Below are 25137 nucleotides of genomic sequence, written 5' to 3'. Positions count from 1 at the left end.
GTCAGTTACTCCGCTGCCATTTTCAGGTTTCCAGTCACGTCACGGGTGGCCTGCAAAAGGATATCAAACCCTTCGCGCATAACCTCCTGCGACGTGGTGAGCGGGGCAAGATATTTAACGATTTCGTCGTTCGCGCCCGATGTTTCGATCACGAGGCCCAATTCATAGGCACGCGCACAAATTGCACCGGCCAGTTCACCAGAACCAACGTCGACACCCTGCATCAGGCCGCGGCCTTTCAGGGTGGCGCCGTCGACCAGTTCGGCCACGTCATTGAGTGCGGTGGTCAGCACCATGGCTTTTTCGGCCAGCGACTTTTCGAACTGATCGTCGGACCAGAATTTCTCAATCGCGACGCGGGCGGTGACAAAGGCGTGGGTGTTGCCACGGAAGGTGCCGTTGTGCTCGGCTGGCTTCCAGATGTCATGCTCAGGCGCGATCAGCAGGGCTGCGAAGGGCAGGCCAAAGCCGGAAAGCGATTTCGCTTGGGTCACCATGTCAGGCTTGATGCCGGAGGCCTCAAACGAGAAGAAGCTGCCCGAACGGCCACAACCGGCCTGAATGTCATCAACGATCAGCAGAGCACCATGTTTGCGGGCGATCTTTTCCACGCCTTGCATCCATGCGTCAGACGCGGCGTTCAGGCCCCCTTCGCCTTGGATCGGCTCAAAGATGAATGCCGCAGGGGCGTCGATGCCCGAGGACGGGTTCGACAGCATCGCGTCGATCATTTCCAGCGAATCCACGTTGTCGCCAAGCGCACCTTCGAACGGCATATGCGTCACGTCGGCCAGCGAGCCACCGCCCGCACCGCCGCGCTTGCCTTTGTTGCCGGTCAGTGCCAGCGCGCCCATGGTCATGCCATGGAAACCGTTGGTGAAGGAGATCACATTCGTGCGGCCTGTCACTTTGCGCGCAAGCTTGATGGCGGCCTCAACAGCATTGGTGCCTGTCGGGCCGGTCATCATGATTTTATAATCCATGCCGCGCGGCTTGAGGATGTTCTCCTCATAGGCGGTCAGGAAGGCGGCTTTGGTGTCGCTGTGGAAGTCGAGACCATGAGCGATGCCGTCCGCCGTGATGTGATCCACCAGCGCGGCTTTCATATCGGGATCGTTGTGGCCGTAGTTCAGCGAGGAACAACCCGCCAGAAAGTCGATATAGCGGTTGCCGTCTACGTCGAACATCTCCGACCCGCTGGCGCGGGTGAAAACGGCGTTCATGCCACGGCAATAGGAGCGTGCTTCGCTCTCGCGGCGGGTAAAGATCGTTGTGTTCTGTGCCATGTCTTTGGGCATAGGAATATCCTTTCTCTTCAAGAGAATCTGTCGTGTGAATTGTCAGCTGCGGTTTACGCGGCGCGTTTAAGCGGCGCAGTCTCGGGCAGCGTGATCGTCACCATATGTTCGGTGTCGTGCGCGCCATCGAAATGGGCGTCTTTGGTAAAGTGGGGCGCATCCGAAAGGTCGCCGCCGACGTGGTTCGCAAAGCTGCGGAACAGCCCCCAGGAGGCGTCATTGTCCCGGGTGATCGTAGTCTTGAGGGTTTTGGCGTCCTCAGTTTCATCGCGGTTCACGAGTTCCATCAGCATGGTCTTACCCAGACCAAGGCCACGGGCCTTGGGGCTAACGGCAACCTGCCAGACAAAGAAGGCGTCTTGTGCAGGGATCATATGGCCGGAGATCCATCCAACGATGTCACCGTCCATCTCAGCCACAACACAAGTGTCGCGGAAGTGGTCGGCCTGGATCAGGTTCGCGTAAAGCGAGTTCTCGTCGAGCGGCTTGCAGTCGCGAATCAACTGCCAAATGGCAGCTCCGTCCTCGGCATTGGGCTTGCGCAGTTTGGGTGTGCGGGCTTTTTTCATGTCGAGTTCATTCTGCATCCGTTCGGGGCTCCCTTATTGTTTCGATAAGCTAAGTAGGGCATGTGCGGTCATACTTCAACATTCAAAGCAAAATACCTCAAAATACGCTTATAGCGTTGTTTCAGGGCCATGCTCATGTGCATATTTGTTTCGTAAGGCTAACGAAATTGAGGCGTTTCGCTTAGCTATACTAAGCGTTCAGGGCAGTTGAGAGCGATTGCTGAAATCGTCCCCATTGTGCAATGATGCACCATGACGCAAAAACATCCCGACCGGGTCGACGAGAGTCTGATCGCTTTACGCCGCATTTTGCGCGCTACCGAACTCTATGCCCGCGATTTGGCGCAGGCCGCAGGGGTAACCCCGGCGCAACTGCGGGTTTTGCAGATCGTCGGAGAGAAGAAAGACCCCACAGCCAAGACCCTCGCCAATCAGATGGGCGTGAGCCAAGCGACCGTAACCGCGTTGGTCGATAAGTTGGTGGCGCGCAGTTTGGTCTCGCGGCAGCCCTCGGCGCAGGACCGTCGGCAAACCAACATCACCCTGACCACCCAAGGTGAGGATGTGTTGGAGGAAGCCCCCGATGCGTTGCAACAGCGCTACGTCCGCGCCTTTGCCGATCTCGCCGATTGGGAGCAGGCGCAGTTGGTGTCTTCGTTGGAGCGTGTGGCGGCGATGCTGAATGTAGACAGTCTGGATGCCGCGCCGGTTCTGGCGACCGGTGAATTGCGGATGAGCAAGAAGACCTATTAAGGTTGACCTTAAAAGCGCGGGCAGCCAAACCCTTTTGCAAATCGCGTCATTCCCTATATAGAGACCCATCCCTAGCCTGTGAGTCTTTGCAATGTCCGCTTCCGCGCCCATCACCCAAGACGTGATGACCCTTCCCCGCAAGTTGCCCGAGGGGCCGATTAACCTTGTCGGTCTGACCCGTGACGCCATGCGTGACGTGTTGATCGCAAACGGCACGCCTGAGAAACAGGCAAAGATGCGTGTGGGGCAAATCTGGCAGTGGATTTATCAGTGGGGTGTGCGTGATTTCGACTCCATGACCAACCTCGCCAAAGGCTACCGCGCTGAACTGGCAGAGAAATTTGTGATCGAAGTGCCTGAGGTTGTGACCCGGCAGGAAAGCGAAGACGGCACGCGAAAGTATCTGGTGCGGATCGCAGGCGGTCATGAAGTTGAGGTGGTCTATATCCCTGAAGAGGGCCGCGGCACGCTTTGTGTGTCCAGCCAAGTGGGCTGCACGCTGACCTGTTCCTTCTGCCACACGGGCACGCAGAAACTGGTGCGTAATCTTACCGCCGCTGAGATTATCGGTCAGGTCATGGTGGCGCGCGATGATCTGGATGAATGGCCCGAGACTGGCACTCGGACCGAAGAGGCCCGTCTTTTGAGCAATATCGTGCTGATGGGTATGGGCGAGCCGCTGTACAATTTTGAGAACGTGCGCGACGCGATGAAGATCGCGATGGACCCTGAGGGCATTCAGCTTTCGCGCCGCCGCATTACGCTCTCGACCTCCGGCGTTGTGCCCGAGATCCACCGCACCGCCGCCGAAATCGGCTGCCAACTTGCCGTGTCTTTCCACGCCACCACCGATGAGGTGCGCAACAAGCTGGTGCCGATCAACAAGCGTTGGAACATCGAAGAACTGCTCGACGCCCTACGCGCCTATCCCAAGGTCAGCAACTCCGAGCGGATCACGTTTGAATATGTGATGCTGAAGGGCGTGAACGACAGCGACGAAGACGCGCATCGCTTGGTCGAGTTGATTAAGGGCATCCCGGCCAAAATCAACCTCATTCCCTTCAACGAATGGCCCGGTTCGCCCTATGAGCGGTCGTCCAACAATCGCATCCGCGCCTTTGCCGATATCGTCTATAACGCGGGCTATGCCTCGCCCGTGCGCAAGCCCCGTGGCGAAGACATTATGGCGGCCTGTGGTCAGTTGAAATCGGCCACCGAACGCGCACGCAAGTCGCGCAAGCAGATCGAAGCTGACGCCGGGATGGGCGGCTAAGCCAGCCCCGGACGCCTGCGTGCAAGCGCCTTTGCAGTGACACCCTCGGCGGCAATGTCGCCGGGGATGTCTTCTCCCCGCAGCAAAGCGGCGGCAAGGCGCGCCAGCGCCGGCGCGGTCTGGATGCCATAGCCACCTTGGCCCGCTAGCCAGAAGAACCCCTCTCCCTCGGGATCAAATCCGGCCACCGGATCACCGTCGGGCAGGAAACTGCGCAGCCCGGCCCAGCGGCTTTCAATGCGGGGGCGGTGAAGGTCGAATGCGGTTTCGATCCGGTCGATACAGATCGCGATATCCAATTCCTCGGGCTGGGCGTCACAAGGGGGCGAGGGCGTGGCGTCCGCAGGTGAAATCAGCAGCTTGCCCGCATCGGCCTTGAGGTAGAACTGCTCATCGATATCCACCACCATCGGCCAACGGTCCGGTTCCATGCCATCGGGCGGTGCCACCGTCAGCGCGGTGCGGCGTTTCGGGGTGAGACCCGCAGGCGCAAGCCCTGCCAGCGTGGCGATCTCATCGGCCCAAGCCCCTGCGGCATTGACGATGACCGGCGCGTGGAAGGTGCCTTGGTTCGTGTCGACCTGCCAGGCCCCTTCTTTGCGAAGCGCCCGCACCTCGGCCTTGGTTTGCAAGACACCGCCCGCGGCGCGGAAGGTCTTGAGGTAATGCTGATGCAGCCCGTTCACGTCGATATCGGCCGCCGAAGCATCGCGCAGCCCGGCGCTGGCATAGCCCTTGCGCAGCAGCGGCACGAGTGTCTCGATTTCGGCCCCGGTCAGCGGGGTGACATGGGGCCCCAGTTCCTCGGCGGTGCGCGCCAGCGCCGCCTTCTGATCCTGCCGCGCGACGAACACCGCGCCGCGTGGTTCCAGCAGCGGATGCTCCAGATGGGGGCTGGCGGGGGTGTGAAAGAAAGCGGCAGAAGCGCGGGAAAGGGCGCGGATCACCTCCGGCCCATAGGTCACGGTAAACAGGGCGGCAGAGCGGCCCGTGGTGTGATAGCCCGGCTGGCTTTCTCGTTCCAACAGCAGCACCCGGCGGTCGCTGGACAGTTCAGCAGCGACAGAAGCGCCCGCGATGCCCGCGCCAATGACAATGCAATCGAAACCTGCCGTAGAAATATCCATAATCTGCCCTCTCTGCGCGGAGGCTAGCACCGACGACTGCCGCACAAAAGGGCCGATCCCCCGGTCCCTTTCCGCTGTCGAGGCCACTCGGTAAAATCCGCCATATTATTGCAATTGCATGAAGTTTTCTTGTTTTGCGCCAAAGCCGTTGACCGAACGCCCCCGCCCGGCGCAATCTGTCGCAAAGGGGCGCACGGCAGGGCCGAACACGCCCCTCCCCACAGGAGTGCTGCCCCATGTCTCATTTGCCCCTTACCAAAACCCTTCCCGCGCTGACGCTGGCCTTTGGCCTGATGGCCTCAGCCTCTGCCGCCGCCGAGCTTGTCATCGGCATGCAGCAGGAGCCCACGTCGCTTGACCCGACGGCGGATGCGACCGCCTCCATCGACAGCATGATGACGCAAAACGTCTTTGAATCGCTGACCACCGTGGCGGAAAACGGCGAGGTGCAGCCCAACCTCGCGGCCTCTTGGGAGGTGTCTGAAGACGGGCTGACCTATACGTTCACCTTGGCCGAAGGCGTGACCTTCCACGATGGCAGCACGCTCGACGCCGAGGATGTGGTCTATTCCTTCGAGCGGGCCATGGGCGAAGACAGCGTGAATCCCTCCAAGGACATCTTCGAGCCGATCGAGAGCGTCAAAGCGGTCGACACGCAGACGGTCGAGATCACGCTTTCGGGCAAAGACGCCTTTTTCCTCTTCAACATGGGGCAGGGCGACAGCGCCATCGTGGCCGCCGAAAGCGCCGAGGGCAACAACGCCAACCCGGTCGGCTCCGGCCCCTTCAAGTTCGACAGTTGGACTCGCGGCGACCGCCTGACGCTAATCAAGAACCCCGATCACCGCGATGCGGCGGATGTGGCGCTGGACAAGGTGGTGTTCCGTTTCATCTCCGACCCCGCCGCGGCGACAGCGGCGATGATGGCCGAAGAGCTTGACGCCTTCCCCGGTTTCCCCGCGCCGGAACTGCTGCCGCAGTTCGAGGCCGACCCCCGCTTTCGCGTGAATGTTGGCTCGACCGAGGGCGAAGTGATCCTCGCCATGAACAACGCGAAACCACCCTTCGACAATGTCGAGGTGCGCCGCGCCGTGGCCACCGCCATCGACCGCAACGAAATTATTGAGGGCGCGATGTATGGCCAAGCCGTGCCTATTGGCAGTTTCTACCCGCCCCACGGCACCGCCTATGTCGACCTGACGGACGCCTATCCGCATGACAGCGCCAAGGCCGAGGAAATGTTTGAGGCGGCAGGCGTGGCCGGCGCCACCATGACCCTGCGCGTGCCGCCCTTCCCCTACGCGACCCGCTCGGCCGAGATCATCCAGAACCAACTTTCCGAGGCTGGGATCGACGCCAAGGTTGAGAATGTCGAATGGGGCTTCTGGATCGATGAGGTCTACAAGAAAAAGAACTATGACATGACGATCATCGCCCACACCAGCCCCAATGACATGGGCAATTTCGCCCGCGGGCCTGACTATTTCTACGGCTACGACAATGCCGAGATGACCGCCCTGTGGGAAAAGATCACGACTGAGGTCGATGCCGAGGCCCGCGACGAATTGCTCAAGCAGGGCCAGCAGATGCTGTCCGACCAATCGGTGCATGGCTTCCTGTTCCAGCTGCCGCTGCTGGGCGTCTTCCGGCAGGAGGTCGAAGGCTACTGGGCTTCCTCGCCTGTGCTCTACATGCCGCTGAAGAACGTGCGCGTCGCCAACTAACTTGAAACGGCCGCGGCGCCCCTTGTGCCGCGGCCTTTGGACCTGACTTCGTGGCCTATTTCCTCTTTCGCCGCACGCTTGGTTTCGTGCTAACCTTGCTCGCCGTCTCACTCGTGGTCTTTGCCGTGATGAACGTGCTGCCGGGCGATCCGGCGCTGACCATCCTTGGCATGGACGCCAGCGAAGACGCTTTGGCGGCGCTGCGCGCGCAGTTGGGGCTGAATGACCCCCTGACAACGCGCTATTTCAGTTGGGTCTGGAACGCGCTGCAGGGGGATTTCGGGATCAGCCATTCCTTCCGCGTGCCGGTCTCTGACCTGATCGCCGAGCGGCTGCCGATGACGATATCCCTCGCCGTGGCGGGGATGCTGGTGACGCTGGTGCTGGCGCTGGGCCTTGGCATCACGGCGACGGCGCAGCATGGGCGGGCGGGTGACTGGGGGGTGATGTTTCTCAGCCAGCTCGGCATTGCGGTGCCCGCCTTCTGGCTGTCGATCCTGCTGGTGATGCTCTTTGCCGTGAAGCTGCGCTGGCTGCCGCCCGGGGGCTTTGCGGGCTGGGACGATCCGGGCGCGGCGCTGCGGTCGCTCATCCTGCCCACGGTGGCGCTGGCGCTGGTGCAATCGGCGGTGCTGGCGCGGGTCACGCGATCTTCGGCGCTGGAGGTGATGCGGCTGGATTTCGTGCGCACCGCGCGGGCCAGTGGGTTGTCGCGGCGGCGGGTGCTTTGGCGGCATGTGCTGCCCAATGCGCTGGTGCCGATCGTGACCATCGTGGGCATGCAATTCGCCGCGTTGGTCACCGGCACCATCGTGATTGAGAACGTCTTTTACCTGCCGGGGCTGGGGCGGCTGATCTTTCAGTCCATCGCCAACCGTGACCTGCCCACGGTGCAGGCGCTGGTGATGCTTTTTGCCGCCATCGTGGTCACGGCGAATTTCGTGGTCGACCTACTTTACGTGGTCATCGACCCCCGGCTGAAGGCCCGAGCATGAGGCAGCTTCCGGCGAATTTTCTGCTGGGCGCGGTGCTGGTCAGCCTCGTGGTTGGGGTGGCGGCTCTGTCGCTGATCTGGACCCCGCATGACCCGCAGACGATGTCGATCTCGACCAAATTCGCGCCGCCTTCGGCAGAGCATTGGCTGGGCACCGATCAGTTGGGCCGCGACGTGGTGGCGCAACTGATGGCGGCGGCGCGTAATTCGATGACCGTGGCGCTGGTGGCGGTGCTTTTAGGCGGCAGCATCGGCGTATCGCTTGGGTTGCTCGCCTCGGCGCTTGGCGGTTGGGTCGAGGATGGGGTGATGCGGCTTGCCGATCTCGGCTTTGCCTTTCCCGCGTTGCTCTTTGCGATCATGCTGGCGGCGGTCTTTGGGCCGTCGCTGACCAATGCGGTGCTGGCGATCTCATTTATCAACATCCCCATCTTCGCCCGCGTCACCCGTGCCTCTGCCAACCAAATCTGGACGCGCGATTATGTCGCCGCGGCACGCGCGGCGGGGCGGGGGCGCTTTGCGATCAGCCGCGATCACATCCTGCCCAATATCGCCGCGGCCATCATCGTGCAGGCCACCATCGAATTTGCCGTGGCAATCCTCGCCGAAGCGGCGCTGAGCTATCTTGGCCTCGGCGCGCAGCCGCCTGCGTCAAGCTGGGGGCGGATGTTGTCGGAGGCGCAGACGTTGATGTATCTCGCCCCGCAACTGGCAATCTATCCCGGCCTTTGCATCGTCGTGGCGGTGCTGGGGTTCGGCCTTCTGGGCGACGGGCTGCGTGATATCACCGACCCGAGACTGGTGCGGGCGCGATGATCGATCTTAGCAATCTCTCGGTCCATTTCGGCCATGCGGCGGCGCTGCGTGATGCCAATCTGGTGATCGAGCGCGGCGACCGCTTGGGTGTCGTTGGCGAAAGCGGTTCGGGCAAGACGCTTCTGGCCCTGTGCCTGATGGGCATGGCCCCCGACAGCGCGCGCCTGACCGGACAGCTTCGCATCGACGGGCAGGATATGGCCCGCGCGGCAGAGCGGGATTGGCAGAGGCTGCGCAGCCGCCGCGTCGCGATGGTGTTTCAGGAGCCGATGGCGGCGCTCAACCCGCTGCGGCGGGTGGGCGATACGGTGATGGAGCCGATGCTGCTGCACGACGGGCTGACGCGCCGCGCGGCCCGCGCCCGCGCGCTGAGCCTGTTCGAAGAGGTGGGCATTCCCGACCCAGATCGACGCCTGCGGCAATTCCCGCATGAGATGTCGGGCGGGCAGCGCCAGCGGGTGCTGATCGCGCTGGCCTTGGCCTGCAATCCGATGCTGCTGATCGCGGATGAGCCGACCACGGCGCTGGATGCCAATGTTGCGCTGCGGATCACCGACCTGCTGCAACGACTCGCGCGAGAGCGCGAGATGGCGCTGGTTTTCATCAGCCATGACCTTGCTGCCGTGGCGCGCGCCACCGAAGACATCGTGGTGATGTATGCGGGCGATATGGTTGAGCGGGGCCGCACGGCAAAGGTGCTTGGCGCGCCCGCGCATCCCTATACCAAGGGGCTGTTGGGCGCGCGGCCCGATGCCGGTGTGGCAGGGCGGGATGCCCAAGGAAAGCGCCGCAGGCTGCCGACCATTCCCGGCACCGTGCCGCCGCTGCATGCGCTGCCGTTGGGCTGCCGTTTCTCGGGGCGCTGCCCGGCTGAGCTGCCCCATTGTGCCACGCAGCGCCCGGCCTTTGCGCAGACCGAAACGGGGCGCGGCGCGGCCTGTCATCTGCTGACGGAGCCGCGGCATGACTGACGTGCCGCTCTTGGAGGTCCGCAACCTGACCCGCCGCTACAAGCTGCCGCGTCAAAGCCTGCTGCGCGCCCCGCCAGTACTGACCGCGCTGGAGGGGGCGGCGTTTTCGCTGCACGCGGGCGAGACCTTGGGCGTGGTCGGCGAAAGCGGTTCGGGCAAATCGACATTGGCGCGGCTCATCATGGCGTTTGAGCGTCCGGACGCGGGGGAGGTGCTGTTTCAGGGGCGCGATCTGCACGAGCTTCGGGGCGAAGAATTGCGCCGGCTGCGGCGCGGTTTTCAGATGGTGTTTCAAGACCCTTTCGGCTCGCTTAACCCGCGCCGCCGCGTTGGCTGGTCCATCGCCGAGCCGCTGCGCGCCAATGGCGAGACGGAGAATATCAGCCACCATGTCGCCGAAGCCTTGGCGCAGGTCGGGCTGCATCCAGCCGACGCAGGCAAATATCCGCATGAATTCTCGGGCGGGCAGCGCCAGCGCATCGCCATCGCCCGCGCCATCATCACCCGCCCCGCGCTTTTGGTCGCGGATGAGGCGGTCTCGGCCCTTGACGTCTCGGTTCAGGCGCAAATCCTTAATCTTCTGATGGACCTGCAAGATGATCTGGGCCTCGGGATGGTGTTCATCAGCCATGACCTCGCGGTGGTGGGGGCGGTCTGTGACCGGGTGCTGGTGCTGCAGCACGGTAAAACGCTTGAGAGCGGTGCGGCCGCTGATGTGTTGCGCGCGCCCAAGCACCCTTATACGAAAACCCTGCTGACAGCCGCAGGAGTACGCCCATGACCCGTTTCGTCCACCTGACTGACCTGCATATCTCGCACCCCGATTTGGCCGACCCGCATCTGCAAAGCGACACGCCCGCCACCCTGCGCCGCGTGGTTGAGGTGATCAACGCGATGGATCCGCAGCCCGCCTTTGTCGTGGCCAGCGGCGATCTGACCAATCAGGGCGACCGGGAAAGCTATGCGCTGGTGCACGAGATCACGGCCCCGCTGAAAGCGCCGCTGGTGATGGCCCTTGGCAACCACGACAAACGCGCCGGTTTTAACGCGGTCTTTGCGCCGGGGCTGGCTGATGCGCCCTATTTCCACGACGCGCCGCAGGGTGATCTGCATGTTATTGCGCTGGACAGCAGTGTACCGGGCAAGGTGGCCGGGGCGCTGGATGACGCGCAGTTCGAGTTTCTACAGGCAGCGCTGCAGCGTCACCCCGAACTGGCGAAACTCTTGGTCATTCACCACCCGCCGCGCATTGATCCTGAAGCGCTGGCGTGGGGCAGCTTGGATGAGGCCAGCAGCGCGCGTTTGGCTGAAATGCTGAAGGGCCAGCATGTGGCGGGGATCCTTTCGGGCCATGTGCATGTGAACCGGGTGAGCCATTGGAACGGCATCCCGGTGGTGATCTCCAACGGGCTGCATTCTACCATCGATCTGACCGAAACCCGCGATTTGCGCATCGTTGAGGGCACCGGATTCGGGATCTGCGAATGGCATCCCAGCGGGCTGAGTGTTTCTTTCGCGCCGCTTGACCCGACGGCGCGTGAATTGGCGCGGATTGATCGTGAGCAGCTAAAATCCTTTGAATAGAACGACATCCGCCGCGCACAGTCGTCGCCATGAGCCCCATGCTGCGCCGCAGTAAAAAAATTTTTGTTGACCCTCAACTTTTTTAATCTCACACAACGGGAGACGAAAAGGCTGCGCCCGGCGCAAGATCGGGCCGCTGTTCACGGGGAGGGTGAATTTGCCAACTGCCAATGGCGATAGTGTATCTACGCTTGGCGCACGTATGCGCAAGCAACGTCATCGTTTGTCCCTGACCTTGCAGCAGTTGGGCGAAGCTTCGGGCGTGTCGGTCGGTTATCTGAGCCAAGTTGAGCGGGGCCGGGCCACGCCGTCGCTGGGCACCCTGTCGCAGATTGCCGTCGCGCTTCAGGTCGAAGTCAGCTTTTTCATCCATACCCCCAAGACCCAAGACAGCCTGACCCGCGCGGATGAGCGTCCCCGCTTTGCCGTGTCGGGGTCTTCCATCGAATATGAGAAGATCGGCGCGGATTTTCCCGGCCATGAGCTGTCATCCTATATCATGAACGTGCCACCGGGCTATGCCTCCGAAGAGGTCGTGCATGAGGGCGAAGAGGTGATCTATATCCTTGAGGGTGAGATCGCGCAGGTCGTCGATGGGGGGGAGCATATCATGCGGCCCGGCGACAGCCTGCATTACCTCGGCAGCAGCCCGCATTCTTGGTCCAACAAAACCGACAAGCCCGCGCGTGTCCTTTGGGTGGGCCGGATGCAATACGAACAGGCCGCTGGCGCCAATAGAATACGTCCGAATGAAGGGGCATTAGCCACCGCATTCGCGTCGTCTCGCCCGTAAGGGCGTATCACCTGCGGCGGACAAACCGCTGCCAAAAAACAAACCAATCAGGAGAGTGAATATTATGTCTTTTACAACGAAATTGGCCACCGGCGCCATGCTGGCGGCACTGGGTGCCACAGCCGCATCGGCCCAAGCGCTGGTCTATTGCTCCGAAGGCTCGCCCGAGGGTTTTGACCCCGCGCTTTACACCGCTGGCACCACCTTCGACGCCTCTAGCCACCCGATCTACAACCGTCTGGCCGAGTTCAAAGTCGGCACGACCGAAGTCATCCCCGCGCTGGCTGAAAGCTGGGAAGTCAGCGAAGACGGCATGAAGGTGACCTTCAAGCTGCGCGAAGGGGTGAAGTTCCACTCCAACGACCAGTTCACGCCAAGCCGCGATTTCAACGCCGACGACGTGGTCTTTAGCTTTGACCGTCAGGGCAACGAAGAAAATCCCTATCACACCGTTTCCGGCGGCACGTGGGAATACTACGGCGGCATGTCCATGCCCGACCTGATCGAGAGCATCGAAAAGGTCGACGATTACACCGTCGTCTTCAACCTGACCCGCCCCGAAGCGCCTTTCATCGCCAACATGGCAATGGATTTCGCCTCGATCGTGTCCAAGGAATATGCCGACGCAATGATGGAAGCTGGCACGCCCGAAATGGTGAACCAAGCGCCCATCGGCACAGGCCCGTTCCAGTTCCAAGCCTACCAGAAAGACGCGGTCATCCGTTACCTGCGTAACGACGAATACTGGGGTGACCCGGCCAAAGTCGAAAGCCTGATCTTCGCGATCACGCCTGACGCTTCGGTCCGCTACCAAAAGGTGCAGGCGGGTGAGTGCCACGTGACGGCATATCCGAACCCTGCCGATGTTCAGGCGATGAAAGACGCCGAAGACATCGTCGTGATGGAGCAAGAAGGTCTGAACGTCGGCTATCTGGCTTACAACACGCAGGTCGCGCCCTTCGACAACGCCGATGTCCGCAAGGCGCTGAACATGGCGATCGACAAGCAGGCGATCATCGACGTGGTGTTCCAGGGCTCCGGCGAAATCGCCAAGAACCCGCTGCCGCCGACCATGTGGTCCTACAACGACGCCATCGAAGACGACAACTATGACCCCGAGGCCGCCAAGGCGATGCTCGAGGAAGCAGGCGTCACCGACCTGTCCATGAAGATCTGGGCGATGCCGGTTCAGCGTCCCTACAACCCCAACGCCCGCCGTATGGCCGAGCTGATGCAAGAAGACTTCTCCAAAGTTGGCGTCGATGTCGAAATCGTCTCCTACGAATGGGGTGAGTACCTTGAGCGCTCCAAGTCGAAAGACCGTGATGGCGCGGTGCTGCTGGGTTGGACCGGTGACAACGGCGATCCAGACAACTTCCTCGCGGTGCTGCTGGGCTGTGACGGTGTCGAGAAATCCAACCGCGCCCAGTGGTGCAACGAGGAATTCGACGCGCTGATCCAGAAAGCCAAGGTTCTGCCGACCCAAGAAGAGCGTGCGCCGCTGTACGAAGAAGCGCAGCAGATCTTCAAGGATCAAGCACCTTGGGCCACCATCGCGCACTCGGTCGTCTACATGACCATGCGCCCCGAAGTTGAAAACTATGTCGTTCACCCGCTGGGTGGCCACATCTTCAACCAAGTTGGCCTGAAGCAGTAACCCTGCCGCTACGACCAAAGGGGGCGGCATTCGTGCCGTCCCCATTTTATTAACCTCTACCGCCGGGAAGCCTTACCTTGTCCAATTCACTGAATGATCGCCTTTCGGCCTATGCCGATATCGCCGCTGACCTATCGGTGGACGCCGTGGCGCTGGTGCCCGGCCCGAATTTCACCCGCGCTGTCGACCATGCCTTCATGAGCCACGAGCGCCCCTTTGTTCTGGTGATCCCGGCCCGCGGCCCCGCCTCCGCTTTGGTGCCGAACCTTGAACTGGGCAGCTGGGAATTGGTTGGCTTTGACGGTGCCGTTTTCGATTGGCGCGATCAAACAGGCTATGACGATGCCTTTGCCGCGCTGACCGAGCATCTGAACATCACCTCGCTGGCCGTTGAGGGCCAAGTGATGCGCGTCTTCGTGCATCACGCGCTGAAGAAAGCGCAACCCGATCTGCGGATCATCGACGCTGAGCGCGAAATCTCTGCGCCGCGCATGATCAAGACCAAGGCCGAGGTTGCCGCCCTGCAAGAGGCCATTAACATTTCCGAACGCGCTCTGCGCGCCACGCTCGATTCCGTGAAGCTCGGCCAGACCGAGAAAGAGATAGAACAGAAACTTGTGCAGATGGTCTTTGCCGAGGGCGCAGATGATCTGTCCTTTGCGCCGATTGTCGCTGCGGGGGACGGCTCGGCCCGCCCGCATGCCAAAGCGCGCGAAGATTACCGCGTCAAAGCGGGCGATGCGCTGCTGATCGACTTCGGTGCCCGCAAGAACGGCTTTGCCGCTGACATCACCCGCACCGTTTTCCTCGGCCATGTCAGCGACGAGGGGCGCGATGTCTATGACACCGTGCTACGCGCCAATCTCGCCGGCCTCGACGCCACCCGTGCAGGCGTCACCGCGCATGAGATCGACGATGTGGTGACCGGCGTGCTCGAAGCCTCGCCCTACGCCGACCGCATCCGCACCAAGACCGGCCACGGCCTTGGCCGCGATGTGCATGAAGCGCCCTATATCATGCGCGGCAACCATATGACTTTACCCGCCGGAACGGTGTACACCAATGAACCCGGCCTCTATGAGATCGGCAACTTTGGCGTGCGCATCGAAGATGACGTGCTGATCACCGAAGATGGCTACAAATCCCTGACCAACTTTCCGAAGGAACTGATGGTGCTCCCGTGCTGAAATATGTCTTGTCGCGCCTTGCGACCTTCATCCCGACCTTTATCGGCGTCACGCTGATTTCATTTGCCTTCATCCGCATGCTGCCGGGCGACCCGATCGTCGTTATGGCGGGCGAACGGGGCATTTCCGAAGAACGCTACTTGGAACTGCAGCAGCAGTTCGGCTTTGACAGGCCGGTCTATGTGCAGTTCTGGGACTACTTCACCGGCGTTCTACAAGGCGATCTGGGCAACTCTTTCGTGACCAAACGGCCTGTCTGGGATGAGTTCTTCTCGCTCTTCCCGGCGACGTTGGAACTGTCGGTCTGCGCGATGATCTTTGCCGTGGCCTTGGGCCTGCCGGCGGGGGTGATTGCTGCGGTGAACCGGGGCAAGTTCTTTGACCGGGCGCTGATGTCGACCGCACTTGTGGGCTATTCGATGCCGATTTTCTGGTGGGCGCTGCTGCTGATCATCGTGTTCTCGGGCAACTTGGGCTGGACGCCAGTCTCGGGCCGGATTGATCTGCTATACTACTTCCCCAATGCCACGGGCTTCATGCTGATCGACAGTATTGCCTCGGGGCAGGACGGGGCGTTTACCTCGGCGCTGCGGCACCTGCTGCTGCCGACCATCGTGCTGGGCACCATCCCACTGGCGGTGATCGCACGGCAGACCCGTTCGGCGATGCTCGAAGTGCTGGGCGAAGACTACATCCGCACCGCGCGGGCCAAGGGCATGTCCCCGGGCCGGATCAATGGTATCCACGCCCTGCGCAACGCGCTTATTCCCGTCATCACCGTGATCGGCCTGTCGGTCGGCACGCTGCTGGCGGGCGCCATTCTGACCGAAACGATCTTTAGCTGGCCGGGCATCGGCAAGTGGATGGTCGACAGCATTTTCCGCCGCGACTACCCGGTGGTGCAGGGTGGCCTGCTGCTGATCGCCGTCATGGTCATGGTCGTGAACCTCACCGTTGACATGCTCTATGGCATCATCAACCCCAAGATCAGGAAACGCTAATGGACGACGCACTCTCTGCCGAAGCCGAAATGGTCCACGCGCGCCCCGGACGCCTGCGCGAATTCTGGTTCTATTTCCGCGAAAACCGTGGGGCCGTGATTGGCCTGTGGATTTTTGCCGTCTTCGCCTTTCTGGCACTGTTCGGCCCGTGGATCGCACCGCATGACGCGACCCAACAGTTCCGCGCTGCGACGTTGCAACCGCCTGTTTGGCAAGATGGCGGCACGTGGAGCCATATCCTCGGCACCGACCCGCTCGGTCGCGATATGCTGTCGCGTCTGATTGTTGGTGCGCGCTACTCCTTCTTCGTTGGCATCGTCGTGGTGTCTATCGCCGCTTCTGGCGGGATCATCATCGGGTTGATCTCGGGCTTCGCGCCCAAGTGGCTCGACACGATCATCATGCGGATCATGGACATCATTCTGGCCTTCCCGTCGCTGCTGCTGGCGCTGGTGCTGGTGGCCATCCTTGGGCCGTCGCTGACCAATGCGATGATCGCCATCGCGATTGTGTTGCAGCCGCATTACGTGCGTCTGACACGGGCGAGCGTGCTGTCTGAGCGGCAGAAAGACTACGTGACCTCGGCCCGTGTTGTCGGTGCTGGCACGCTGCGGCTGATGGTCGTGACCGTGCTGCCGAACTGCCTTGCGCCGATCATCGTGCAGGCCGCGCTGTCGTTTTCGACCGCGATCCTTGATGCCGCCGCGCTTGGCTTTCTGGGCATGGGCGCACAGCCGCCCACGCCGGAATGGGGCACCATGCTGGCCGAAGCGCGCGAGTTTATCTTGCGGGCGTGGTGGGTTGTGACCTTCCCCGGCCTTGCGATCCTCGTCACCGTGTTGGCGATCAACCTCATGGGGGACGGGCTGCGCGACGCCCTTGACCCGAAACTAAAGCGGAGCTGATTGATGTCTCTTCTGCGTATCCGCAACCTCTCGGTCGATTTCGCCACCGCCTCGGGCAAGTTCCGCGCCGTGGACTCGGTTGACCAAGATGTCGACACCGGCGAAATCCTCGCCATTGTCGGCGAAAGTGGCTCGGGCAAGTCGGTGTCGATGTTGGCACTGATGGGCCTGTTGCCTTGGACCGCCACCGTCACCGCCGATGAGCTGACCTTCGACGGTCATGACCTGCTGAAAATGGACAAGCGCGCCCGGCGCAAGATTGTCGGCAATGACCTTGCGATGATCTTTCAAGAGCCGATGTCCTCGCTCAACCCCTGTTTCCCGGTGGGCTGGCAGATCAAGGAATCCCTGCGCTTTCACCTTGGCCTGAACCGAGCCGAGCGGCACAAGCGGGCGATTGAGCTGTTTGAACAGGTTGGCATCCCGGACCCGGAAAAGCGTCTGTCGGTCTTTCCGCACCAGATGTCGGGCGGGATGAACCAGCGTGTGATGATCGCCATGGCGATCGCCTGCAAACCCAAGCTCTTGATCGCGGATGAACCGACGACTGCGCTCGACGTGACCATTCAGGCGCAGATCCTCGACCTGCTGACCTCGCTGCGCGAAGAGACCGGCATGGGGCTGGTGCTGATCACCCACGATATGGGCGTAGTGGCCGAAACCGCCGAGCGTGTAAGCGTGCAATATGCCGGCCAAAAGATCGAAGAGCAGCAGGTGCTGCCGCTTTTCCGTGAGCCGCACCACCCTTACACAGCGGCCCTGCTCGATGCCTTGCCGGAGCGTGCCACTGAGAAACGCCTGCCGACAATCCCCGGCGTGGTGCCGGGCCAGTTCGACCGGCCTGCGGGGTGCCTGTTCTCGCCGCGCTGCAAGTTCGCCAATGACAAATGCCGCAACCAGAATCCGCCGCCCTTGGGCGAGGATCTGGGCAAGGCGCGTTGTTTCTATCCGCTGAATACCGATGAAAGGGTCGCGTCATGACTGCCCCCGTAATGACCGCCGACGCGCTAGAGCGTCACTATCAGGTTGGTGGCGGCTTCCTGCGCAAGACCCAGACTTTGAAGGCCGTCGCGGGCCTCGATTTCCAACTGCACCCCGGCAAGACGCTGGCCGTTGTGGGCGAAAGCGGCTGTGGCAAGTCCACGCTGGCGCGGATGGTCACGATGATCGAAGAGCCGACCGCAGGGTCGCTCACGCTCGACGGCAAACAGGTACGGCCTGAGGATTGGGCCGACCTGCGCCAGCATGTGCAGATCGTGTTCCAAGATCCTTACGGCTCCCTAAACCCGCGCCAGCAGATCGGAACGATCCTGCAAGAGCCGCTGGTTATCAACCGCAAGGACATGTCCAAGAAGGAACGTGAAGAGAAGGCCCGCGAGATGCTGCGCCTTGTCGGTCTGCGGCCTGAACACTACGACCGCTACCCGCATATGTTCTCGGGCGGTCAGCGCCAGCGGATCGCGGTGGCGCGGGCGTTGATGTTGGACCCGAAGGTGCTGGTGCTGGATGAGCCCGTCTCGGCGCTTGATCTGTCGATCCAGTCGGCGATCCTGAACCTGTTGGTGGACCTTCAGGAGAAGATGCAGCTGGCGTATCTGTTCATTAGCCATGACCTTTCTGTCGTGCGCCATGTGGCTGACGATGTGATCGTCATGTATCTGGGCCGCGCGGTTGAGAAGGGGCCGAAAGACGAAGTCTTTGAGAACCCGCGCCATCCCTATACGGCGGCGCTGCTCTCCGCGACCCCACGCGCCGACCCCGAAGGCGGCAAGGAGCGGATCAAGCTACAGGGCGAATTGCCCTCGCCCCTGGCGATCCCTGAGGGCTGCCCCTTTGCCCCGCGCTGCTGGAAGGTGCAGGATGTCTGCCGGAAAGAGCGCCCCGTGCTTGAGGGCGCGCCGCATCCGGCAGCCTGCTACTTCCCCGTCGACGAATGAGGCGTTGCAGGTGGGTCAGACCACCTGCGCCACCACCCCAATACAATCGCCCATCTTGACCAGCCCCGGCACATGCCGGGCGGTCAAGATACCACCAAGCTGCGCATGAGCGAGGATCGCTGGCTGACCGCTGCGGTCGCTGGGCCAGAGACGGGCGATGGGCTGGCCCTCGGTGACCTCATCCCCTAGATCAACCAGCGGCTCTAGCAGGGCGTTGGTCTCGCTAAAGGTGAAGCAGCGCCCATCGGGCATGTCGAGCATCACGGTCTCGGCCATCTCGGGCTCGCCCTCCAAAATCCCTGCATGGATCAACAGATTGCGCGCGCCTTTGCGGGCGACGGCAACGCTCTTGGCCGTCGACGTGCCCGCGCCGCCGAGCTCGGTGGTGACAAAGACCTTGCCCTGTTCCTCCACTTCCGTGTCGAACATGCCGCGACTGTCGATCTCCAACATCTTCATCGAATAGGGCGCGTTGAACGCCTCCATCGCGGCCATGCAGGCGGCCTCCTGTTTCTTGTCGGGCAGGATATGCGCGGCGGCAAAGGGCAAGAAATCTAGGGTGCGCCCGCCAGAGTGGTAATCCAGCACGATGTCGGCCAGCGGCACCAATTCGGTCGCGATGTAATGCGCGATTTTCTGGGTCACCGTGCCACCGGGGCTGCCCGGAAAGCTGCGGTTCATATTGCCGCCGTCGATGGGCGAACAGCGCCGTCCCGCGGCAAAGGCGGGTTGGTTCATCATCGGCAGGATAATGACGCGGCCTTTGATCTGCGCAGGATCCAGCGTGGCCGCCAGTTCTTGCAGGGCAATCGGCCCTTCGTATTCATCGCCGTGGTTGCCGCCTGTCAGCAGCGCCGTAGGGCCGGCGCCGCCATTAATGACGGTGATCGGCACCATGACAGAGCCCCAAGCGCTGTCATCGCGGCTGTAGGGCAGGCGGAGAAACCCGTGATGCGCGCCGGGGGCGTCGAGCGGGATGGTCGGGGTGATGGGATTGCTGGTCATGCGGAAACAAACAACTTTCGCGGTGTGGTGCAGAAACATTCATGGCCGGTCTCGGTGATGCGGATCGGCTCGGTGATCTCGAGCCCGCCATCGTCCAGCCAGAGCGCGGGCATGAAGTGGAAGGTCATGTTCGGCTCAAGGATCGTCGTGTCGCCCCGACGGAAAGAGATCGTGCGCTCGCCCCAGTCGGGCGGGTAGCTGATGCCGATGGCATAGCCGCAGCGGCTGTCCTTCTCAAACCCGGCCTTGTTCAGCGTTTTGTTAAAAGCGTTGGCGATGTCCTCGGCCTTGTTGCCCGGCTTGGCCTGCTCCAGCCCTGCGTCGATGGCCTCAAGCACCGCCTGTTCGGCGTCGCGGTATTTCTGTGGCACATCCCCGAAAAACAGTGTGCGCGACTGGGGGCATTGATAGCGCCGGTGGGCACCTGCGATTTCAAAGAAGGTCGCCTCGTTGGGCTGCATGGGCCGGTCGTCCCACGTCAGATGCGGGGCGGTGGCGTCCATGCCGGATGGAGCCATGGGCACGATGGCCGGGTAGTCGCCCCAAAAGCCCTGCGCACCGCGAATGCCGGTGGCATAGATCTCGGCCACCAGATCGTTCTTGCGCATCCCCGGCACGGCGACTTCGAGGATGCGGACGTGCATCTCTTCGACGATCCGCGCGGCGCGCTCCATATATTCGATCTCGCGCTCGGATTTCACAGCGCGTTCCCAGTTCACCAGTGCGGTGGCGTCCATAAAGGTCGCCTTGGGCAGTTTGGTCTTTAGCGTGTCGTGGGCGCGGGCGGAGTAATAGTAGTTGTCCATCTCCACGCCGATGCGCGCGTTCTCGAGGCCCATTTCGCTCAAGAGGCTTGAGAGGTCTTCCATCGGATGCTTCTCGGGGTTTTGGACATAGCTGTCGTCGTAGCCCCGGATGCGGTCGTCCTCCATAAACACGGTGCGCCGTGCGCCAAGCGCGTCCATGCCGCGGCCCCACCACATCGGCTCGCCCTCTTGGGTCAGGATTACCGCTTGGTAGACGTAGAACGACCAGCCATCATAGCCCGACAGCCACGACATGTTCGACGGGTCGCTGACCACGATCGCATCCATGTTGCGCGCGGCCATGACCTTGCGCGTTCGGTCAACCCGGCGCTGGTACTCGCTGTTGGTAAAATTCGCCTCATACGTGGTCATAGGCCAGCCCCTTTCATGTCTGGTTACCCGAATATTGCGATCCGGCCAGAGGGGCCGGGATCACGGAATGATGCCTTGTGCATGGGCGCTTGGCATGTCGCAGTCGAACAGACGGCCATAGCCATCGGGGCGGCCCGTCAGCCCGCCCATCCGTTGCAACGCCCAGCACAGCGCTTGGTTAGAGGTCACGACCGGTTTGCCCAAGGCGGCTTCGATCCGGTCGATTACGTCGACACCGCGCAGGGACGTGCAGGAGAGGAAAAATGCCTCTACTTCCGCTCCGTCCAGTGCTGCGGCGCCGTTGATGATGCTCTCGTCGTCGATCCGCGCCATGTCGCGGTCGTCTTCCAACCCGAAGGCGCCGTTGCGCATGACCTGAAGGCCCTGTTCCTCGAAATAGGCGGCGAGGGGCGCGGCGGTTTCGGGCAGATAGGGGGTGAGCATTGCCACACGTTTCACGCCAAGTGCTGCAAAGCCTGCGATGGCGGCAGAGGCGGGGGTGATGACCGGCACGCCGGGGAGCCCTTCGCCGATGGCTTCACGCACCGCCGGGTTGCCGATGGCGACCGAGGCCGAGGTGCAGCAAAAAGCGATGGCCGAAAGCTTGATCCCCGGCACCAGCAGCGCCGCGGTGCGGGCCATATCGGGGGTCATGGCGCGCAGGCGTTCGGGGGTGGTGGGGTTCTCAAAAGCGATCCGCGCCACATGCAATGCGGCCTGCGCGGGGTCGATCAGCCGCGCCGCGTCACGCTCAAAGGTCATGTCGGTCGACAGCAACATCGCGCCAAGGCGCACCGGATCATCCTCACGCAAACGGCACTGAAGCGTTTCGCTTTGCACAGGGGGTGTCACCTGAATATTCCTTTACGCTAGACTACAAGCACGGGGCATTTCGCGAGCCCCGTGACCTTGTGTGACACTGAACCCAGCAGATAGCTATCGCCTGTCGCGCCCAAACCGCGCGAACCGATGACGATCAGATCAGCGTCATGTTTCTTGGCAAATTCGGTGACGGCGCGCGCAGGCCGGCCCGAGCGGACAAAGGCGCGGACATTCTCAACGCCGGCGTCTTTCAACAGTTGTTTGCCGTGGTTGATGATCTCGGTCGCGTGGGCCTGCATCGCGTCGTCGATATTGCCGGGATCGTTGACCCGCACCATCGACAGCGACGCCTCTAGCATCGAATGATGCCGGTAGATCGTCAGCAGCGTTACCTTCGCCCCGGTCAGATTGGCCATCTCTGCCGCCTTCATCAGCGCGCGGTCGGCATTCACCGAGCCGTCATAGGGGGCGAGGATATGGGTGAACATGACGCTGTCCTCTTATTTCGAAAAGGCCAGATCGCGCAGGAATAGGGCGATCTGTGGGAAGAAAATCAACGCGACAGACACGCTGAGCAGCATGACGATGAAGGGCGGGGTGCCGCGGATAACCTCCATATAGGGTCGTTTGAAGACCGCGATGGCGGTGAAGATGTCACAACCAAAGGGCGGCGTGGCCGAACCGATGGCGACTTGCAGCGTGATGACTGTCCCGACCAGCACGGGATCAAGGCCGACCGAGTCGACCACCGGTGCAAAGATCGGCACGAAGACGAGGATCACCACGATCGGGTCCACGAACATACAGCCGATGAAGAAGGCGATGGAGATGACGAAGAGCACGCCGATTGGCCCCATGCTGTCGATCCCGATGCCCGCCAAAACCGCCTGCGGGATTTGCGCGAAAGAGATCACCCAAGAGAAGGCCGCGCCTGCCGCAACAAGAATGAAGACCACGGCGGTGATAAGCCCGGTGGATTTCGCCGTCTCATAGATGCCCGCAAAGTCGATCTCACGAAAGACGATCATCTCAAGGAAGATGGCATAAAGCACACAGGCCGCTGCCGCCTCGGTCGGAGAGAAGACCCCGCCGTAGATGCCGCCGATGATGATCGCCGGAAAACCCAGCGGCCAAAGCGCTTGTTGTACCGCGCGTGCGCGCTCGCCCCATGTAGCTTTCTCTTCGGTGGGGACGTTGTGGCGGTAGGCGTAGATCACCGAATAGATCGAAAACAGCGCAAGGATCAGCAGCCCCGGCCCAATGCCCGCGATGAACAGTTCAGCAATCGACGTGTTGGAGACGACGCCGTAAATGATCATGCCGATGGAGGGCGGGATCAGGAAAGCGATGTCGGAGGAGTTCACGATCAGCGCCAGCACAAAACTATCTTTGTACCCGGCCTTGAGCATCCGGGGCCGCAGGGGGGAGCCGACGGCGACGACCGTCGCCTGAGTGGAGCCCGAGACCGCGCCGAACATGGTACAGGCCGCCGCCGTGGCAACCGCAAGACCGCCCTTCATGTGACCCACGAAGGACATCACCATATCAATCAGCCGCCCGGCGGACTGGCCGCGTGTCATGATATCGGCGGCAAAGATAAACATCGGCACGGCGATCAGCGAAGCGGGCCGGACGCCCGCCATCATCTGTTGCACCATCGTCTCTAACTGGCCGAAGCCGCCGAAGAGCGAATAGAAACCGACAAATGCGCCGACGATCAGCGGGATCATCATGGGAAAGCCCAGCAGCAGCAGGACGACCATGATGGAGAAAATGGTAGCAGCCATCGCTTAGACCTCCCGCTCGTTGTCGTCGTAGCCTTCCAGCACGCTGGTCGACAGGTAAATGTCAGGCTCGATGATGTTTTTGATGGCGGTCAGCAGGTATTGCAGCCCGGTCATGAAGAAGCCGAAGGGCACCCAGACCAGCGTCCACCAGACCGGAACCTGCAGGGCAGGCAACAGGCGGCCACGCCCGGCTTGGGTCATGATATATTGCAGCGCATACCACGCGAGGCCGAACATGAAGACGGCGGTGACGAAGGCGATGAAGATCATCAGCACCTTACGGGGGCGCGGGGGCAGGGCGTCGAAAATTGCCGACATGCGGATATGCCGCCCGTGCCGCGCGGCATAGGAAATGCCTGCGAAAGTGATGATAATGATCAGGATGCTGTTCAATTCTTCGGAAAAGAAGATCGAGCTTTGAAAGACGAAACGACCTACCACATTGGCAATCGTATTGGCGGCCATCAACAAAACACCAGCGGCGAGCATCACAGACTCAAGCCAGCTGATCGCGTTGTCGATTGTGCCCAACGGGCCGGGTAGGGTGGATTTGTAGGTGCCAACGGGGGCGTCATCAGTGCCGGTGGTGTCTGTCTGCGATTGCAGTTGCGAACTGTGGTTGTCTTCCGTCACCGGCGTCATCCCGTGAATGGTTCAAAATGGATCGCGTCAAAATAAGGTCACCCCCCGGACAGTGCCGGAGGGTGAAAGGATGCGTTTACTTAACGGCTTCGAGGTCGGCCTTAAATTGCTCAAGGTTCTCTTTGCCGCTGTCGCCTGTCATCTCGATGAAGGCTTCTTCGACCGATGCAGCCTTGTCTTTGAAGGGCTGGCGCTCTTCTTCGGACAGGATGTTGATCTGCATGTCAGGCTTCGCCGCTGCGATGTTTTCCAGCGACTTTTCCTGCAGGCCGGACTGGTATTCGAGGATATAATCGAATGCCGCGTCAGAAGCGTTCTGCACAACCTCTTTGTCCTCATCGGACAGGCCGTCATAGAAATCCTTGTTGGCCATCACAGCAGTGGTGAAGTTGTTGTGGCCGATGCAGGTGATGACGTCTGTCACCTCGTACATCTTGGTGGATTCCAGATAGAAGCCGGGGTTTTCCTGACCTTGGATGATGCCGGTCTGCATCGCGCCGTAAACCTCGCCCCATGGCAGCGGTGTCGGTGTCGCGCCGAAGGCCTTGTAGCTTTCCACCAAGAGCGGGTTGGTCATCACGCGGAACTTGACCTCGTTAAGGTCTTCGGGCGTTTTGACCGGCTCTTGCGTGGTCATGCAGACCTCGCCTTCGGGGAACATCTTGAGCAGTTCCAGACCTTGCTCTGCATAGAGCGCGGGGAACATCTCGTTGATGGCCTTGGAGGTGCGGAAAAACTCGTTGAGTTGCTCACCGTCCTGCGGCAGCAGGTAGGGCACGAAGAACACCTGCGCCTCGGGGATCAGCGCGCCGGTAAAGCCGGGCGACTGGTCGACGAACTGCAGGATGCCAGCCTGTGCCTGCTCCATCGTGTCCACGGATTCACCCAAGGTGCCGTATGGGAAGAGCTGAACTTCGTGGTCGGAGTTCGCTTCGACTTCTTCTTTGAACTTCTGGGCGTATTTGCCCTGCACTTCGTCGAGTGCTTCTTCGAAGGCATAGCGCCATGTGTCTGCCGAAGCCGCGCCTGCGACACTCGTCACGGCTGCGAGGATACCCCCGGTGATTACGGTCTTAAAAATAGCCATGTTACTCCCTTTCATTTATTGTCCGCG

Annotated in this window: 25 protein-coding genes; 15 read left to right on the top strand and 10 right to left on the bottom strand. The window is 61.5% G+C overall.

The window, feature by feature from the left end; translation table 11 throughout:
* Positions 1–5 precede the first annotated feature (5 nt).
* Positions 6–1298 (bottom strand): diaminobutyrate--2-oxoglutarate transaminase, encoded by a 1293-nt coding sequence (gene ectB, locus B5M07_RS16450; protein ID WP_120352084.1) that lies wholly within the window; start codon positions 1296–1298, stop codon positions 6–8.
* Positions 1299–1351: 53 nt separating this feature from the next.
* Positions 1352–1885: a diaminobutyrate acetyltransferase gene (gene ectA, locus B5M07_RS16445; protein ID WP_120352083.1), complete on the bottom strand. Its 534-nt coding sequence runs from the start codon at positions 1883–1885 to the stop codon at positions 1352–1354.
* Between the two features lie 234 nt (positions 1886–2119).
* Here ectA and B5M07_RS16440 point away from each other — a divergent pair, with 234 nt between their 5' ends.
* Both B5M07_RS16440 and rlmN read left to right on the top strand, forming a co-directional pair.
* A complete protein-coding gene (locus B5M07_RS16440) occupies positions 2120–2620 on the top strand; it encodes a MarR family winged helix-turn-helix transcriptional regulator (protein WP_120352082.1) in 501 nt (166 codons plus the stop codon).
* Positions 2621–2711: 91 nt separating this feature from the next.
* Positions 2712–3893, top strand: coding sequence for a 23S rRNA (adenine(2503)-C(2))-methyltransferase RlmN (rlmN, locus tag B5M07_RS16435; protein WP_067625034.1), 1182 nt, complete (start codon positions 2712–2714; stop codon positions 3891–3893).
* Here the strand turns inward: rlmN and B5M07_RS16430 are convergent.
* The gene (locus B5M07_RS16430; protein ID WP_120352081.1) at positions 3890–5020 is read right to left on the bottom strand and encodes an NAD(P)/FAD-dependent oxidoreductase; all 1131 of its coding nucleotides are present in this window, start codon (positions 5018–5020) and stop codon (positions 3890–3892) included. The two genes, rlmN and B5M07_RS16430, sit on opposite strands and share 4 nt — an antisense overlap.
* A 236-nt stretch (positions 5021–5256) precedes the next feature.
* On the opposite strand from B5M07_RS16430, the gene B5M07_RS16425 reads away from it, so the two are divergent.
* The 13 genes from B5M07_RS16425 (at position 5257) to B5M07_RS16365 (ending at position 18589) form a co-directional block, all read left to right on the top strand.
* A complete protein-coding gene (locus tag B5M07_RS16425; protein WP_120352080.1) occupies positions 5257–6744 on the top strand; it encodes an ABC transporter substrate-binding protein in 1488 nt (495 codons plus the stop codon).
* 50 nt (positions 6745–6794) lie between these two features.
* Positions 6795–7739 (top strand): ABC transporter permease, encoded by a 945-nt coding sequence (locus B5M07_RS16420; RefSeq protein ID WP_120352079.1) that lies wholly within the window; start codon positions 6795–6797, stop codon positions 7737–7739.
* The gene (locus tag B5M07_RS16415) at positions 7736–8554 is read left to right on the top strand and encodes an ABC transporter permease (RefSeq protein ID WP_120352078.1); all 819 of its coding nucleotides are present in this window, start codon (positions 7736–7738) and stop codon (positions 8552–8554) included. Before B5M07_RS16420 ends, B5M07_RS16415 begins: the two co-directional genes overlap by 4 nt.
* Positions 8551–9525 carry an ABC transporter ATP-binding protein gene (locus tag B5M07_RS16410; RefSeq protein WP_120352077.1) on the top strand — a complete coding sequence of 325 codons (975 nt, stop codon included), beginning with the start codon at positions 8551–8553 and terminating at the stop codon, positions 9523–9525. Before B5M07_RS16415 ends, B5M07_RS16410 begins: the two co-directional genes overlap by 4 nt.
* Positions 9518–10306 carry an ATP-binding cassette domain-containing protein gene (locus B5M07_RS16405; protein ID WP_120352076.1) on the top strand — a complete coding sequence of 263 codons (789 nt, stop codon included), beginning with the start codon at positions 9518–9520 and terminating at the stop codon, positions 10304–10306. The genes B5M07_RS16410 and B5M07_RS16405 overlap by 8 nt, the downstream gene beginning before the upstream one ends.
* Positions 10303–11109, top strand: coding sequence for a metallophosphoesterase family protein (locus B5M07_RS16400; protein WP_120352075.1), 807 nt, complete (start codon positions 10303–10305; stop codon positions 11107–11109). The genes B5M07_RS16405 and B5M07_RS16400 overlap by 4 nt, the downstream gene beginning before the upstream one ends.
* Before the next feature lie 202 nt (positions 11110–11311).
* Positions 11312–11902 carry a helix-turn-helix domain-containing protein gene (locus B5M07_RS16395; protein ID WP_067626358.1) on the top strand — a complete coding sequence of 197 codons (591 nt, stop codon included), beginning with the start codon at positions 11312–11314 and terminating at the stop codon, positions 11900–11902.
* Between the two features lie 64 nt (positions 11903–11966).
* Positions 11967–13559: an ABC transporter substrate-binding protein gene (locus tag B5M07_RS16390; protein WP_120352074.1), complete on the top strand. Its 1593-nt coding sequence runs from the start codon at positions 11967–11969 to the stop codon at positions 13557–13559.
* 77 nt (positions 13560–13636) lie between these two features.
* Positions 13637–14746: a M24 family metallopeptidase gene (locus B5M07_RS16385; RefSeq protein WP_120352073.1), complete on the top strand. Its 1110-nt coding sequence runs from the start codon at positions 13637–13639 to the stop codon at positions 14744–14746.
* Complete coding sequence (locus B5M07_RS16380; RefSeq protein WP_120352072.1) at positions 14740–15747, top strand: ABC transporter permease subunit; 1008 nt, start codon at positions 14740–14742, stop codon at positions 15745–15747. Before B5M07_RS16385 ends, B5M07_RS16380 begins: the two co-directional genes overlap by 7 nt.
* The gene (locus B5M07_RS16375; RefSeq protein ID WP_067938852.1) at positions 15747–16652 is read left to right on the top strand and encodes an ABC transporter permease subunit; all 906 of its coding nucleotides are present in this window, start codon (positions 15747–15749) and stop codon (positions 16650–16652) included. Before B5M07_RS16380 ends, B5M07_RS16375 begins: the two co-directional genes overlap by 1 nt.
* 3 nt (positions 16653–16655) lie before the next feature.
* Entirely contained in the window at positions 16656–17633 is a 978-nt protein-coding gene (locus tag B5M07_RS16370) for an ABC transporter ATP-binding protein (protein WP_120352071.1), read from the top strand.
* Positions 17630–18589 (top strand): ABC transporter ATP-binding protein, encoded by a 960-nt coding sequence (locus B5M07_RS16365; RefSeq protein ID WP_120352070.1) that lies wholly within the window; start codon positions 17630–17632, stop codon positions 18587–18589. Before B5M07_RS16370 ends, B5M07_RS16365 begins: the two co-directional genes overlap by 4 nt.
* Positions 18590–18604: 15 nt before the next feature.
* Here B5M07_RS16365 and doeB read toward each other — a convergent pair whose 3' ends face one another.
* From doeB to B5M07_RS16330, 7 genes are all read right to left on the bottom strand, one after another.
* A complete protein-coding gene (gene doeB / locus B5M07_RS16360; protein WP_120352069.1) occupies positions 18605–19594 on the bottom strand; it encodes a N(2)-acetyl-L-2,4-diaminobutanoate deacetylase DoeB in 990 nt (329 codons plus the stop codon).
* Positions 19591–20772, bottom strand: a complete 1182-nt coding sequence (gene doeA, locus B5M07_RS16355; RefSeq protein WP_120352068.1) for an ectoine hydrolase DoeA — start codon at positions 20770–20772, stop codon at positions 19591–19593. Before doeA ends, doeB begins: the two co-directional genes overlap by 4 nt.
* A gap of 60 nt (positions 20773–20832) precedes the next feature.
* Positions 20833–21624 (bottom strand): aspartate/glutamate racemase family protein, encoded by a 792-nt coding sequence (locus tag B5M07_RS16350; protein ID WP_120352067.1) that lies wholly within the window; start codon positions 21622–21624, stop codon positions 20833–20835.
* A gap of 17 nt (positions 21625–21641) precedes the next feature.
* Positions 21642–22082, bottom strand: a complete 441-nt coding sequence (locus tag B5M07_RS16345) for a universal stress protein (RefSeq protein WP_120352066.1) — start codon at positions 22080–22082, stop codon at positions 21642–21644.
* A gap of 12 nt (positions 22083–22094) precedes the next feature.
* Positions 22095–23381, bottom strand: a complete 1287-nt coding sequence (locus tag B5M07_RS16340) for a TRAP transporter large permease (protein ID WP_120352065.1) — start codon at positions 23379–23381, stop codon at positions 22095–22097.
* A 3-nt stretch (positions 23382–23384) separates the two neighbouring features.
* On the bottom strand, positions 23385–24023 hold the full coding sequence (locus B5M07_RS16335) for a TRAP transporter small permease (protein WP_205570882.1): 639 nt from the start codon (positions 24021–24023) through the stop codon (positions 23385–23387).
* 76 nt (positions 24024–24099) lie between these two features.
* Positions 24100–25110: a TRAP transporter substrate-binding protein gene (locus B5M07_RS16330; protein ID WP_120352064.1), complete on the bottom strand. Its 1011-nt coding sequence runs from the start codon at positions 25108–25110 to the stop codon at positions 24100–24102.
* Between the last annotated feature and the right edge of the window lie 27 nt (positions 25111–25137).

Origin of the sequence: Sulfitobacter sp. D7 (assembly GCF_003611275.1) — a bacterium.
GTDB classification, from domain to species: domain Bacteria; phylum Pseudomonadota; class Alphaproteobacteria; order Rhodobacterales; family Rhodobacteraceae; genus Sulfitobacter; species Sulfitobacter profundi.
This window is presented reverse-complemented; position numbering and strand designations above follow the sequence as displayed.